This window comes from Streptomyces sp. NBC_01197, from assembly GCF_036010505.1.
GTDB lineage: Bacteria > Actinomycetota > Actinomycetes > Streptomycetales > Streptomycetaceae > Streptomyces.
The window spans coordinates 6,504,333-6,518,116 of sequence record NZ_CP108569.1 but is presented as its reverse complement, the minus strand read 5'-3'; the positions used below and the strand labels follow the sequence as shown (position 1 = coordinate 6,518,116).

General features: G+C 71.1%; 13 protein-coding genes. 5 read left to right on the top strand and 8 right to left on the bottom strand.

Features of this window, described 5'->3' with window-relative positions; genetic code table 11:
- Window position 1: 1 nt before the first annotated feature.
- The 8 genes from efp to OG452_RS29960 form a co-directional block, all read right to left on the bottom strand.
- The gene (efp, locus tag OG452_RS29995; protein WP_164264558.1) at window positions 2-568 is read right to left on the bottom strand and encodes an elongation factor P; all 567 of its coding nucleotides are present in this window, start codon (window positions 566-568) and stop codon (window positions 2-4) included.
- A gap of 51 nt (window positions 569-619) precedes the next feature.
- Entirely contained in the window at window positions 620-1,726 is a 1,107-nt protein-coding gene (locus OG452_RS29990; RefSeq protein ID WP_327298680.1) for an aminopeptidase P family protein, read from the bottom strand.
- Window positions 1,727-1,787: 61 nt separating this feature from the next.
- Entirely contained in the window at window positions 1,788-2,597 is an 810-nt protein-coding gene (locus OG452_RS29985) for an AAA family ATPase (RefSeq protein ID WP_327298679.1), read from the bottom strand.
- 101 nt (window positions 2,598-2,698) lie between these two features.
- Window positions 2,699-3,139 (bottom strand): type II 3-dehydroquinate dehydratase, encoded by a 441-nt coding sequence (gene aroQ / locus OG452_RS29980; protein ID WP_327298678.1) that lies wholly within the window; start codon window positions 3,137-3,139, stop codon window positions 2,699-2,701.
- Window positions 3,136-4,230: a 3-dehydroquinate synthase gene (gene aroB, locus OG452_RS29975; protein ID WP_327298677.1), complete on the bottom strand. Its 1,095-nt coding sequence runs from the start codon at window positions 4,228-4,230 to the stop codon at window positions 3,136-3,138. The genes aroQ and aroB overlap by 4 nt, the downstream gene beginning before the upstream one ends.
- On the bottom strand, window positions 4,227-4,784 hold the full coding sequence (locus tag OG452_RS29970; protein ID WP_327298676.1) for a shikimate kinase: 558 nt from the start codon (window positions 4,782-4,784) through the stop codon (window positions 4,227-4,229). The genes aroB and OG452_RS29970 overlap by 4 nt, the downstream gene beginning before the upstream one ends.
- Complete coding sequence (aroC, locus tag OG452_RS29965; protein ID WP_327298675.1) at window positions 4,781-5,965, bottom strand: chorismate synthase; 1,185 nt, start codon at window positions 5,963-5,965, stop codon at window positions 4,781-4,783. The genes OG452_RS29970 and aroC overlap by 4 nt, the downstream gene beginning before the upstream one ends.
- Window positions 5,966-6,127: 162 nt before the next feature.
- The gene (locus OG452_RS29960; RefSeq protein WP_327298674.1) at window positions 6,128-7,186 is read right to left on the bottom strand and encodes a LacI family DNA-binding transcriptional regulator; all 1,059 of its coding nucleotides are present in this window, start codon (window positions 7,184-7,186) and stop codon (window positions 6,128-6,130) included.
- Window positions 7,187-7,400: 214 nt separating this feature from the next.
- Here OG452_RS29960 and OG452_RS29955 point away from each other — a divergent pair, with 214 nt between their 5' ends.
- The 5 genes from OG452_RS29955 to OG452_RS29935 all read left to right on the top strand — a co-directional run bounded on the left by OG452_RS29955 (window position 7,401) and on the right by OG452_RS29935 (window position 13,781).
- Complete coding sequence (locus tag OG452_RS29955) at window positions 7,401-8,639, top strand: extracellular solute-binding protein (RefSeq protein ID WP_327299828.1); 1,239 nt, start codon at window positions 7,401-7,403, stop codon at window positions 8,637-8,639.
- Window positions 8,640-8,641: 2 nt separating this feature from the next.
- The gene (locus tag OG452_RS29950) at window positions 8,642-9,604 is read left to right on the top strand and encodes a carbohydrate ABC transporter permease (protein ID WP_327298673.1); all 963 of its coding nucleotides are present in this window, start codon (window positions 8,642-8,644) and stop codon (window positions 9,602-9,604) included.
- Between the two features lie 4 nt (window positions 9,605-9,608).
- Complete coding sequence (locus OG452_RS29945) at window positions 9,609-10,511, top strand: carbohydrate ABC transporter permease (protein ID WP_327298672.1); 903 nt, start codon at window positions 9,609-9,611, stop codon at window positions 10,509-10,511.
- A 53-nt stretch (window positions 10,512-10,564) separates the two neighbouring features.
- Complete coding sequence (locus tag OG452_RS29940; RefSeq protein WP_327298671.1) at window positions 10,565-13,042, top strand: glycoside hydrolase family 3 N-terminal domain-containing protein; 2,478 nt, start codon at window positions 10,565-10,567, stop codon at window positions 13,040-13,042.
- A gap of 364 nt (window positions 13,043-13,406) precedes the next feature.
- Window positions 13,407-13,781: a hypothetical protein gene (locus OG452_RS29935; RefSeq protein WP_327298670.1), complete on the top strand. Its 375-nt coding sequence runs from the start codon at window positions 13,407-13,409 to the stop codon at window positions 13,779-13,781.
- Window positions 13,782-13,784: the final 3 nt, after the last annotated feature.

The following is a 13,784-nucleotide window of genomic DNA, read 5'->3' as shown; positions in this document are numbered from 1 at the left end:
GTTAGCTGTTCACCCGGCCGAGATAATCACCGGATCGGGTGTCGACCTTGATCTTCTCGCCGGTCGTGATGAAGAGCGGGACACCGATCTCGTAACCGGTCTCCAGGGTGGCGGGCTTGGTGCCACCGGTGGAACGGTCGCCCTGGACACCCGGGTCGGTGTGCTGGATCGTCAGCTCGACCGCGGCCGGGAGCTCGACGTAGAGCACCTCGCCCTCGTACTGGGCAACGGAGGCGGTGAAGCCCTCGATGAGGAAGTTGGCCGCGTCACCGACCGACTTGCGGTCGACCATCAGCTGGTCGTAGGTGTCCATGTCCATGAACACGAAGTACTCGCCGTCCATGTACGAGAACTGCATGTCGCGCCGGTCAATGGTGGCCGTCTCGACCTTCACACCGGCGTTGAACGTCTTGTCGACGACCTTGCCGGAAAGCACGTTCTTGAGCTTGGTGCGCACAAAAGCCGGGCCCTTGCCGGGCTTGACGTGCTGGAACTCGACGACGGACCAGAGCTGGCCCCCGTCGAGCTTGAGCACCAGGCCGTTCTTGAGGTCGTTCGTGGAAGCCACGGTTGAGGTTCTCCTGGACTGCAGCGTGTGTGGGACCGCGGGTGCACGCCACTAGAGGGCGAGCAGCTCCTTGGTCGTAATGGTGAGTAGCTCGGGTCCGCCGTCCGCCTCAGGGCGTACGACGAGCGTGTCATCGATCCGGACTCCGCCCCGGCCAGGGAGGTGGACCCCCGGTTCGACGGTGACCGGCACGCAAGCGTCCAGTTTACCCATGGCCGCAGGTGCCAGCTGCGGGTCCTCGTCGATTTCGAGCCCGACACCGTGTCCGGTCGACGGGCCGAGGGTCCCGCCGTGGCCCGCGGCCTCCAGCACATGGCGTGCGGCGAGGTCCACGTCCCGGCACGCCGCACCGGGCACGAGGGCCTCCCGACCTGCCCGTTGTGCCGCGAAGACCAGGTCGTACAGCTCGATCTGCCAGTCCGCGGGCGCCGTCCCGATGACGAATGTCCGGCCGATCTCACATCGGTATCCGCGGTACACCGCCCCGAGCCGGACGGAGAGCAGATCGCCCTCCTCGACCCGGCGGTCGGACGGGCGGTGGCCGCTCAGTCCGGCATTGGGCCCGGTGGCCACCGAGGTCGGCAGGGACGGTCCTGCGGCTCCGTGGTCGACCAGGCGGCGCTCCAGCTCCAGGGCGAGATGACGCTCGGTGCGCCCGACGAGGATCGATTCGAGCAGCTCGCCCAGGGCCTGGTCGGTGATCTCCCCGGCGGTGCGCAGACAGCGGATCTCGTCCTCGTCCTTGATGATCCGCTGCTGCTCGACGGCGCGGGCCAGGTCGGCGAGGCGCAGCCGCGGCGCCACCGAGTGCAGGGCCCGGTGCCGGGCGACGGTCAGATGGTGCTCCTCCACCGCCAGTGTCACGGCGCCCACCGAGCTGAGCCGGCCGGCGGCGGCCACCGCCGGGTCGCCGCCCGGCGCCGGCAGCACCGTGAGCCGCAGATGCTCGTCGGGGCGGCCGTCCTCCTGGTCAGCGGGGGGCCCGTCGGGGCAGAGGAGCTCATCGCCTTCCGGGCCGAGCAGCAGAACCGCGCCCGCCGGGGCCGCACCGGCGAGATACCGGACGTTGGCCGGCCGGGAGACCAGGGCTGCGCCGCTGCCCGCTGCCAGGCACCGGTCACGCAGCCTTGCCCGGCGGACCGCAAACACCTCTGCCATGGTCCTGAGCCTAGGAGCGGCAGCGGCATCCGGCTGGTTCAGCGCGTCCGACCGGGGAGCTTCACCAGTTCGGAGGGGAGGCGATGGAGCGGGCGAGTACGTCGTCGAGCACCTGGGCGGTGGTGGCCACGTCGTAGCCCGAGTTGTCGATGATCGGCAGCCCCGAGCCGTACCAGCCGGCCATCCGGCCGTGGATCCGGGCGACTTCCTCGTCGCTGAGGCGGCGGTTGCCGCTGCGGGCCGCGTTGCGCTCCAGGACGACCTCCAGGCCCGGCAGCAGCACGACGGGCAGCAGCCCGGGGCCGACGTGGCGCTTCCAGCCGCCGAGACCGACGACCGGCCGGTCGGGAAAGACCGCGTCGTCCAGGATGCAGGAGATGCCGTTGGCCAGGAAGTTGCGCGCGGCGAAGCCGCAGGTGCGGCGGGCCAGCCGGTACTGGGCCTCGGAGTGGTCGTTCCAGCCGGTCTGCGGGTCGGCGAAACCGGAACAGACCCACTCGCGTACGTCGTCGAGGCTGATGTGCGACGTGGGCATCCGGCGGCTCCGCGCCCAGTGCCGGGCGACGGTGGTCTTGCCCGCGCCCGCCGGTCCTATGAGGAGGACGGCGAGCGTCGTGTTGCCGGTGTCGGCCGGGGCGCTGGCGACGGGCGGCGCCGGCAGCGGGACCGGGCCACCGGGTGGCAGCTGGATGTGGCCGGTCGTCTCCATGGACGGCGGCGCGGGCGGCAGGTGGGGCGGCGGCGCGGGCGGGGCCGCCGGCTGGTCGGGTGCCACCCAGCCCGGGGCCCGACCGGGGTGCTGGGCGCTCTGGCCCCAGCCCGCGGCGCCCGGAGGGGGCGGCGGCAGCGGAGCTCCCACAGGGTGCTGCATCCGGTGCCACTCCGTCTCGCTCAGCCGACTGTCTGCCGTACCGAACGGTACCCTCCCCGGCCGGCCCGGTGTGAACGGCCGGGGAGGGCCACCGGGCGGTGTCAGCCGGTGAGTTCCCCGGCCAGCGCCCGCAGGGCGAGGCGGTAGGAGCCGATCCCGAAGCCCGCGACGGTGCCGCTGGCGACCGCGGCGATCACGGAGTTGTGACGGAACTCCTCACGGGCGTACGGATTCGAGATGTGCACCTCGATGAGCGGGGCGGTGCGCTGGGCCGCCGCGTCCCGCATCGCGTACGAGTAGTGCGTGAACGCACCGGGGTTGATCACGACGGGGAGCGCGCCGTCGGCTGCCTCGTGCAGCCAGCGGATCATCTCGCCCTCGTCGTTGGTCTCCCGCACCTCGACGTCGAGACCGAGCTCCTTGCCCAGCAGGGTGCAGGCCTCGACGAGCCCCGCGTACGACGTCGCGCCGTAGACGTCGGGCTCGCGGGAGCCCAGGCGGCCCAGGTTGGGGCCGTTGAGCACGAGGACGCGGGCGCTCACGCGGAGACCTCCCCGAACGCGGCGAGCAGGACGGCCGGGTCCGGGCCCTCCAGGACCGTCGGCTTGGCGAGTCCGTCGAGGACGATGAAGCGCAGGACGTTGCCCCGGGACTTTTTGTCGACCTTCATCGTCTCCAGGAGCTTGGGCCACTGGTCGCCCCGGTAGGTCAGCGGCAGCCCCACGGAGGCGAGTACGGCGCTGTGCCGGTCGGCGGTCGCGTCGTCCAGGCGGCCCGCGAGACGGCCGAGTTCGGCGGCGAACACCATGCCGACCGAGACCGCGGCGCCGTGCCGCCACTTGTAGCGCTCGTTCTTCTCGATGGCGTGGGCGAGCGTGTGGCCGTAGTTGAGGATCTCCCGCAGGCCCGACTCCCTGAGGTCGTTCGACACGACCTCGGCCTTGACCCGGATGGACCGCTCGATCAGCTCGGCGGTGTGCGGTCCGGCCGGCGTACGGGCACCCTCCGGATCGGACTCCACGAGGTCGAGGATGGCCGGGTCGGCGATGAAGCCGGCCTTGATGATCTCGGCCATCCCGGACACGTAGTCGTTGACCGGGAGCGAGTCCAGCGCCGCGAGGTCGCAGAGCACCCCGGCGGGCGGGTGGAAGGCGCCCACCAGATTCTTGCCCTCGGCGGTGTTGATGCCGGTCTTGCCGCCGACGGCCGCGTCCACCATGCCGAGCACGGTGGTGGGAACGGCGATCCAGCGCACCCCGCGCAGCCAGCTCGCGGCGACGAATCCGGCCACGTCGGTGGTCGCGCCGCCGCCGACGCCGACGATGACATCGGTACGGGTGAACCCGCTCTGGCCCAGCGCCTTCCAGCAGTAGGCGGCGACCTCGACGGTCTTGGCCTCCTCCGCGTTGGGCAGCTGGACCGCGATGGCCTCGTACCCCTGGTCGGCGAGGTCCTGGCGGACCGCCTCGCCGGTCTCGGCCAGCGCCTCGGGGTGCAGTACGGCGACCCGCCTGGCTTGCTCGCCGATCAGCGCGGGCAGCTCGGCAAGGAGCTGACGGCCGACCAGCACCTCGTACGGATCGTGGCCGTCCGTGCCGCCGACCTGGATACGGATGGGGGCGTCCTGCGTCATACGGTCTTCTCCTGGCCGGGGGGCGGGGTGGTGTCCCCTGCGGGGAGCCGGAGCTCCAGGGCGTCGAGGACCGCCTCGGCGACCTCTTCGGGGATCCGGCCGTCGGTGGGGACGACGGCACGGGCGACTTCGGTGTACAGGGGCCGCCGCGCGTCCATCAGCTCACGCCACTGGCGGCGCGGGTTGACGGCGAGCAGCGGGCGCGCGGTGTTGAGCCCGACCCGCTTGACCGCCTCGTCGACGTCCATCGAGAGGTAGACGACCGGGCGGCCGGCCAGGAGTTCACGGGTGGCCGGGTCGAGGATCGCGCCGCCGCCGAGCGACAGTACACCGGTGTGCCCGGTCACCGCCTCGCGCACCGCGGCGCGTTCAAGGGCGCGGAAGTGGTCCTCGCCGTCGTCGACGAAGATGTCCGCGATGGTGCGGCCCTCGGCCGCCACGATGTCGGCGTCGGTGTCCCGGTAGCCCGCGCCGAGCCGCTCGGCGAGCAGTTCGCCGACGGTGGACTTGCCGACGCCCATCGGGCCGACGAGGACGACCAGCGGCCCGCTCATCGGATCTGGAGGTTGTCGAGGAAGGAGCGGACATTCCGGCGGGTCTCGCCGACGCTGTCGCCGCCGAACTTCTCCGCGACCGCGTCCGCCAGGACCAGCGCGACCATGGCCTCGGCGACGATCCCGGCGGCAGGCACCGCGCAGACGTCCGAGCGCTGGTGGTGCGCGGCGGCGACCTCGCCGGTGGCCACGTCGATGGTGGCGAGTGCGCGGGGGACGGTCGCGATCGGCTTCATCGCGGCCCGGACGCGCAGCAGTTCACCGGTGGACATACCGCCCTCGGTGCCACCGGAGCGGCCCGATGTGCGGCGTACGCCCTCCGCGGTCGGCACGATCTCGTCGTGGGCCTTGGAGCCCGGCACCCGGGCCAGGTCGAAGCCGTCGCCGACCTCGACGCCCTTGATGGCCTGGATGCCCATCAGGGCGGCGGCGAGCCTGGCGTCGAGCCTGCGGTCCCAGTGCACATGCGAACCGAGGCCGACCGGTACGCCGTAGGCGAGCACCTCGACCACACCGCCGAGGGTGTCGCCGTCCTTGTGGGCCTGGTCGATCTCGGCGACCATCGCCTCCGACGCGTCCGCGTCCAGGCAGCGCACCGGGTCCTCGTCCAGCCGCGCCTCGTCGGCGGGGACCGGGACGACGCCGTACGGCGCCTTCGCCCCGGCCAGCTCCACGACGTGCGAGACGAGCTCGATGCCGGTCGTCTCCTTCAGGTAGGAGCGGGCCACCGTGCCGAGCGCGACGCGGGCCGCCGTCTCACGGGCGCTGGCGCGCTCCAGGATCGGCCGGGCCTCGTCCAGCGCGTACTTCTGCATACCCGCGAGGTCCGCGTGACCGGGACGGGGGCGGGTCAGCGGGGCGTTGCGGGCCAGCTGGGCCAGCTCGTCGGGGTCGACCGGGTCGGCCGACATGACCTTCTCCCACTTGGGCCACTCGGTGTTGCCGACCATGACGGCCACCGGGCCGCCCATGGTCAGCCCGTGCCGGACCCCGCCGAGGAAGGTGACCTCGTCCTTCTCGAACTTCATCCGGGCGCCGCGGCCGTATCCGAGCCGCCGCCGGGCGAGCGCGTCCGCCACCATGTCCGTGGTGACCGGAACGCCGGCGGGAAGCCCCTCCAGCGTCGCCACCAGTGCGGGTCCGTGCGACTCCCCCGCGGTCAGCCAACGCAACCTGCTCAACGGTGCTCCTCATGCTCGCGCCTCGATCTGCGACGGCGCGACCGGGTGCGCGGCCCTGGCCCGCCTGACCCGATCCTCCCACGGCCGGGCCCGCCGCCCGTCATGGGTCCAGCTGGCGGACGTCCCCGGAGAGCCGGCCCCGGGGCGGGCCGTGCAGGCCGGTCAGCGGCAGGGCGGGGCGGTGCTGCTGCGTACCACCAGACGCGTCGCCAGATCCACCCGGGTGGTGGCGGGCCGCTCGCCCCGGCCGAGGTCGATCACCAGCCGGGCCGCCGTCTCGGCCATCTCAAGCAGCGGCTGACGCACGGTGGTGAGCGGTGGCCCCACCCATCGGGTGATCGGCAGATCGTCGAAGCCGACGACGCTGAGGTCGTCCGGGATGCGCAGCCCCCTCTCGCGGGCGGCTTCGAAGACGCCGAGCGCCTGAAGGTCGTTCCCGGTGAAGACGGCGGTAGGCGGGTCCGGGAGGCGCAGCAGGTCCAGACCGGCGGTGTAGCCGGCCTCGTGGTGGAAGTCGCCCTCCCTCACGAGCGCGGGGTCCACCGGGAGGCCCGCGGTCTCCAGTGCGGCGCGGTATCCGTCCAGTCGCGCCCGGCTGCACATCATGCTGGCCGGGCCGCCGATGACACCGATCCGCCGATGGCCCAGTTCCACCAGGTGCCGGGTGGCCGCGAGTCCCCCCTGCCAGTTGGTGGTGCCGACCGACGGGACGTCGTCGCCCGGGTCACCGGCCGGGTCGACGACGACGAAGGGGATGTCGCGGCTGGTCAGCTGGGCGCGCTGGGCGGCGTTGAGATCCGAGAGGACCAGGATCACCCCGACGGGCCTGCGGGCCAGCACTCCGTCCAGCCAGGTCTGACCCGGGGTCAGCCGGCCCGCGCTCTCGGAGAGGACCAGGCTGAGCCCGTCCTCCCTGGCGACGTTCTCCACTCCCCTGATGACCTCCATCGCCCAGGCACTCTCGAGCTCGTGGAAGACCAGGTCGATGAGCCGGGACTGCTGCGAGACCCCCCGCCTGCGCCGGTAGCCGTGCTGGAGCAGCAGTTCCTCGACCCGGGTGCGGGTCCCGGCGGCCACGTCGGCGCGCCCGTTCAGGACTTTCGAAACTGTCGGAGCCGAGACCCCGGCGGCGCGGGCGATATCCGACAGTGTGGCGGCACCTTCCGGCTGATCTCCGGCAGGCGCCTTCCGCTGTGAGGACGGGACGTTCGCAGGGCTCATGCATGGATCGTAGCCCTCGATCCAGCCCGCACCGGTCCCGGTGCACCGATCGGGAAACCTTCTGCGCAGCCTCTTGACGAGCCCGAAACCCACTCGTACGGTTCCGCCAACATTCGCTGAACATTCCGAAACATTCGACAGAGGTGCGGTCATGGGGTCGGGCATTCTCAGCAGCGGTACACGTACTGCCAGATGGGCCGCGGCAGGGGCCGCGATGGTGATGGCCGGGATCCTGGCCGGCTGCGGTTCGGGCAACGGCGGGGGCGGTTCCATCACCGCCTACGTCTATGGCGACGACGAGGTGAAGGTGCAGCAGGCGGCCGTTGCGAAGTTCAACAAGACGTCCGACGTCAAGGTGAAGCTGGTTTCGGTCCCCGGCACCGACTACGTCAACAAGCTCCGCAGCGCGATGGGCTCTCCCAGTGCTCCGGACGTCTTCTTCAACTGGGGCGGCGGCTCCATCAAGCCGTATGTCGACGCCGGCCAGCTGGTCGACCTCACCTCGACCGTGAAGAGCGACGCCACGCTGAAGAACGGCTTCCTTCCGCCGATCATGACCGCTGGCGGTCTCGGCGGAAAGGTCTACGGGGTGCCGATGCGCGGTATGCAGCCCGTGATTCTCTTCTACAACAAGAAGCTCTTCGCCGAGAACAGCCTCCAGGCACCCAGGACCTGGGAGGACCTGCAGAAGGACGTCACCACCTTCAAGTCCAGGGGCATCACCCCCTTCGCGCTGGGCGGCTCCGACAAATGGCCCGAGCTGATGTGGATGGAGTACCTGCTGGACCGGATCGGCGGCCCCGGGGTCTTCAAGAAGATCCAGGCCGGTGACTCGGCCGGCTGGAGCGACCCCGCGGTGCTCAAGGCGGCCAGTACGGTCCGGCAGCTCGTCGACAGTGGCGCCTTCGGCTCCAACTTCAACTCGGTCGACTACGGCAACGGCGGCGCCCCCACCCTCCTCAACAAGGGCAAGGCTGCCATGCACCTGATGGGCTCGTGGGAGTACTCGACCCAGCTCGGCAAGGCCCCGGAGTTCGCCAGGAAGGACCTGGCCTGGACCACCTTCCCGACCGTGGCCGGCGGCGTGGGTGACGTGAACGACGTGGTGGGCAATCCCACCAACTACTGGTCGGTCAACGCCAGGACGAAGCACAAGGACGCGGCGATCAAGTTCCTCAAGGCCATGGCGGCGGAGTCGTACGCCAAGTCCCTGATCGCCGACGGGGAGGTCCCCACCACGTCCAACGCCGCATCCCTGTTCAGCTCGTCGCCCAACCCGAAGTTCTCCAAGTACCAGTACGACATGGTGCAGAAGGCCCCGAGTTTCACTCTCTCGTGGGATCAGGCACTTGAGCCCCAGATCGCCACCCCGCTGCTCACCGAAGTCAGCAAGCTCTTCGCCGGGAAGTCCACCCCTGAGCAGTTCGTCTCCGCGATGAAGGCCGTCAAGTAACGATGTCCACCACTCCGCTCGCCACGAAGCCCGCTCAGGACGCGAAAGCGGCCCGGCCCGTCAAGCGCGGAGGCGGCCGGGCGGCCGGCAGCAATGTCGGCCGCCCGCACGTCGGCTGGGCGCTCCCCGGTCTGCTCTTCTTCGCCGTCTTCGCGATCGCCCCGCTGGCGCTCGCCGTTTATCTGTCCTTCTGCAAGTGGAACGGCCTGAACTCGCCCACGTCGGCCGGACTGGCCAACTGGACGCGGCTCTTCAAGGACCACGACTTCGGCCAGGCGGCCTGGCTGAGTCTGCTGCTCACCACGATCAGCTGGGCCTTCCAGACCCCGGTCGCCCTGCTGCTGGGGGTCTGGGCGGCCGGACGCCGGCGCGGCCGCGCCTTGCTCTCGGCGATCTTCTTCATCCCGCTGCTGCTGTCCACCACCGCCATCGCGATGCTCTTCCATGCCCTGCTGGACCCCAACTTCGGCGTGATCAAGGAAATCGGGCCCTGGATCGGAGTCGACCCGAATGTGATGGGCACCTCCACCGGTGCCCTGCTGGTGGTGGCGTTCGTCGGCGGCTGGCAGTTCATGCCGTTCCACACCCTGATCTACCAGGGGGGCGCGCGGCAGATTCCCGAAGTCCTCTACCAGGCGGCGTCCCTCGACGGCGCGGGGATGCTCCGGCAGTTCTTCCACGTCACGCTGCCCCAGCTGCGGCACACAGTGACCACCTCGTCGGTGCTGATGATCGTGGGTTCGCTGACCTACTTCGACACCGTGCTGATCATGACCAAGGGCGGTCCGGGCACCGACACCACGATCCTGCCCTACCTGATGTACCGCACCGGCTTCCAGACGTACGACCTCGGCTACGCCGCCGCCATCGCCACCGCCCTGGTCGTGGTGGCCACCAGTCTTTCGCTGGTCCTGGTCCGCTTCAGCGGCTTCGGAACCATGCGCTCAACCCGGGAAGGTATGTAACGCGATGTCGTCCGACACCCGCGCCGCGGCGCCCGCTGCGGCTCCCCTGCCTCCGGGTCCGGCCGCCGGCACGCCACGACGGGGCCGGCCCCTGCGCAGAGCGAACCCACTGGCCGGTCTCGGTTCGCTGGTCTGGCTCGTCGTCGTGCTGGTCCCGCTCTACACGCTGGTCTCCGCGTCACTGATGCATCAGGACGTGGCCCTCGACGGCGACCCGCTGGCCTTCCCCTCCCGTCCCACACTGGACAACTACGTCACGGTGCTGCACAGCGGCTTCCTCACACTGCTCGGCAACACCGCGATCGTCGCCGTTTCCACGGTGGCCATCGTGCTGGTGCTCTCCGTTCCGGTGGCCTATGTCGCGGTACGCACCCGGAATCGCTGGTCGTCGCTGGCGTTCAGGAGCTTCCTGCTCGGGGTGGCGATCCCGGCTCAGGCAGTGATCGTTCCGCTGTACCTGCTGATCGGGAAGATGGGCCTCTACGACACCCTGCCCGCGATCATCCTGCCCACCGCCGCCTTCGCGATGCCGGTATCGGTGCTGGTGCTCAGCGGCACGATGCGGGATGTCTCCGAAGAGCTGTACGAGGCGATGTCCCTCGACGGCGCGTCCCCACTGCGGATGCTGCTCCAGCTGGCAGTGCCGCTCTCCAGGGCCGGCATCAGCACGGTGGCGATCTACTCCGCGCTGCAGGCCTGGAACGGCTTCCTCTTCCCGCTGATCCTCACCCAGTCCGAGGGCAACAGGGTACTGACGCTGGGCCTGTTCAACTTCATGTCCCAGTTCGGCGTGAACATCCCCGCTGTGCTGGCGGCGATCGTCCTCTCCGTGGTGCCGATCTTCGCGGTCTATCTGGTGGCCCGGCGCGCCCTGGTGAACGGCCTGATGGGGGTGGGCGGCAAATAGGGCCGAGCACAGCACCACCGCATCACCGCCACTTCGGAGAGGAACCCTGCACGATGGCATCCCACCCCGTTCCGCAAGCCCCGCGCGCCGCTGCGACCCCCGCAGCCACCAGCATCGGCGGAAGCCCTGCCGTCGGAAGCCGCGCCGTTGCGGCTCCGGCAGCCGATGGCCCGGCTGCCGGAGCACCCTGGCGCGACCCGTCCCGCCCGTCCGATGAGCGGGTAGCCGATCTCATCGCCCGGATGAGCCTGGAGGAGAAGACCGCACAGCTCTACGGTGTCTGGGTGGGCGCCGACTCCGAAGGCGGCGGGGTCGCACCCCATCAGAACGAAATGGTGGGCCCGGTCGACTGGGAGAACCTGATCACCCGGGGGCTCGGACAGCTCACCCGGCCCTTCGGCACCGCCCCGGTGGACGCCGGTGTCGGTGCGGTCTCGCTGGCCCGCGCCCAGCAACGTATCGCGGGGGCGGGGCGGTTCGGAATACCCGCACTGGCCCACGAGGAGTGCCTGGCCGGCTTCACCGCCTTCGGCGCGACCGCCTACCCGGTGCCGCTTGCCTGGGGCGCCGCCTGGGATCCGGAGCTGGTCACCGAGATGGCCCACCGGATCGGCGGCGACATGCGGTCCGTCGGTGTCCACCAGGGTCTGGCGCCTGTTCTGGACGTGGTCCGTGATCTGCGCTGGGGCCGGGTCGAAGAGACCATCGGCGAGGACCCCTATCTGGTCGCCACCGTCGCCTCCGCCTACGTCAGGGGACTGGAGTCCGCCGGCATCGTCGCCACCCTCAAGCACTTCGCCGGGTACTCCGCATCGGCGGGCGCCCGTAACCTCGCCCCGGTGCGGGCCGGCGCCCGCGAACTGGCCGACGTGATCCTGCCGCCCTTCGAGATGGCCGTGCGGGAAGGCGGCGCCCGCTCGGTGATGAGCTCCTACTCCGAGATCGACGGTGTGCCCGCCGCAGCCGACCCCGCCCTGCTCACAGGCCTGCTCCGGGACACCTGGGGTTTCAACGGCACCGTCGTCGCCGACTACTTCGGCATCGGCTTCCTGGAAACGCTGCACAAGGTCGCCGCCGACAGCGCCGATGCCGGCCGGGTGGCCCTGGCAGCCGGTGTCGACGTGGAACTGCCCACGGTCCGTTCCTACGGCGACGCCCTGATCGCCGCCGTCCGCTCGGGCGCGGCGGCGGAGGAATTCGTCGACCGGGCGCTGACCCGGGTGCTGCTGCAGAAGTGCGAGCTCGGCCTGCTCGACCCCGACTGGTCGCCGCTGCCCGCCGCCCTCCCCCATGGCGACGCCCCCGAGCAGGCGCGCGGCACCATCGACCTCGACCCCGCCGAGAACAGAGCCCTGGCCCGGCTGCTGGCCGAGCGGTCCTGCGTCCTGCTCTCCAACCCCTCGGGCGCGCTGCCGTTGCGCGCCGACGCCCGGATCGCCGTGGTCGGCCCCCGCGCGGACGACCCTTTCGCGATGCTCGGCTGCTACTCCTTCCCCAGCCATGTCGGCGTCTCCCACCCGGACGTGCCGCTGGGCATCGCCATTCCGACCCTGCTGGAGTCGCTCGGCACGGAACTCCCGGGCGCCCGGCTGTCCTTCGCCCCCGGCTGCGACGTGGACGGCGACGACACCTCCGGCATCCTGGCCGCGGTGGAGCTGGCCCGGGACGCGGAGATATGCGTGGCGGTACTCGGTGACCGTGCCGGGCTCTTCGGACGCGGCACCTCCGGCGAAGGCTGCGACGCCGCAGACCTCCGCCTGCCGGGCGTCCAGGGCGAACTGCTCGACGCGTTGCTGGCCACCGGAACCCCGGTGGTGCTGGTGCTGCTGACGGGCCGTCCGTACGCGCTGGGCCGCTGGGACGGCGGGCCGGCCGCCGTCGTCCAGGCCTTCTTCCCCGGCGAGGAGGGCGGGCCGGCACTGTCCGGAGTGCTCTCGGGACGGGTCAATCCATCGGGCCGGCTGCCCGTGGGGGTGCCGTACGGGCCGGGTGGCCAGCCATGGACGTATCTGCAGCCGCCCCTGGGGCTGGCGGGCGGGGTCAGCAGCCTCGACCCGACGCCGCTGTACGCCTTCGGCCACGGCCTCTCGTACACCACTTTCGCCTGGGGCCCGCCCGGGCCGATACCGGCCGAGCTGCCCACCGACGGCTCCGCGGACATCGAACTCGCCGTTCGCAACACCGGAGTGCGCGACGGAACCGAGGTGGTGCAGCTCTATCTGCACGACCCGGTCGCCCAGACCACCCGTCCCGACGTACGGCTCATCGGCTACGCCAGAGTGCCGCTGGCCGCGGGGGAGGCACGGCGCGTACGGTTCCGCTTCGACGCCGACCTGACGTCCTTCACCGGCGCGGACGGTCGACGGGTCGTCGAGCCGGGCGATCTGGAGCTGCGTTTCGCGACCTCCAGCGCGGCCACCGACATCCGGCAGACCGTGCCACTGCGTCTCACCGGCCCCGAGCGCACCGTCGACCACCGGCGCCGGCTGGTCTGCGACACCTCGGTCGCGCCCCCGGCGGACGGCGTCTGACCCTCCCGCCCGATTCCGGGGCTCCAGGCATCAGAGAAACTTGCGGGGATGATCTCGAAATTTATGATCCGATCGTCCGCAGGCCAGTCCGGGCCTGTCTCCGCTCGCCGACGACGCCACCCCATCGGGCCGCTGCCGCCAGGTGCCCAAGTTGTTGATCAACGACCACAACAGGCGCGGGTGTGTCAACGCGAGGAGCACCACCCGGCCGGGTGCGCATGTGCTGAAATCCTGGATGGTGGACCCGAGCGTGGTCCTGCAGAACTGGTGGTGGACACCGGCGGTCCCAGCCCCAGCTATCCGGGGCTGGGTCCGCCGGAAAGCCTCAGACTGCACTGAGCCGGCAGGCAGCCGAGGAGAGACGATGCGACTGGAGTCCGACGGTGGAGCCGCCATCACGGTGCGGGGCGGTCCCGAGGGGGTGCGGCTCACCGCAGCGCCGACGGCCACGGACGGGGAACGGGTCCTGAGGTGCACCCCCGCCCGGGCACGCGAGCTCGCGGCCGCCCTGGTGCGCGCCGCCGACGAGGCGGAGCGGGCCGAGCCGGCCGAGCCGGTCACCGTCGAAGCGAGAGAACTGCGCCGGGGCGATGTGAGGGCCGGTGACCGGTCGATGACGGTGGAGCGCGTCAGGCCGGCGGGCACCACCACTCAGGTGACCTGGCGGTCGGACACCGGCCGTACCTGGACCCAGGACTACACCGCCGGCACGGCCATCGGGCTCAGGCGCCGCGGCTGATCG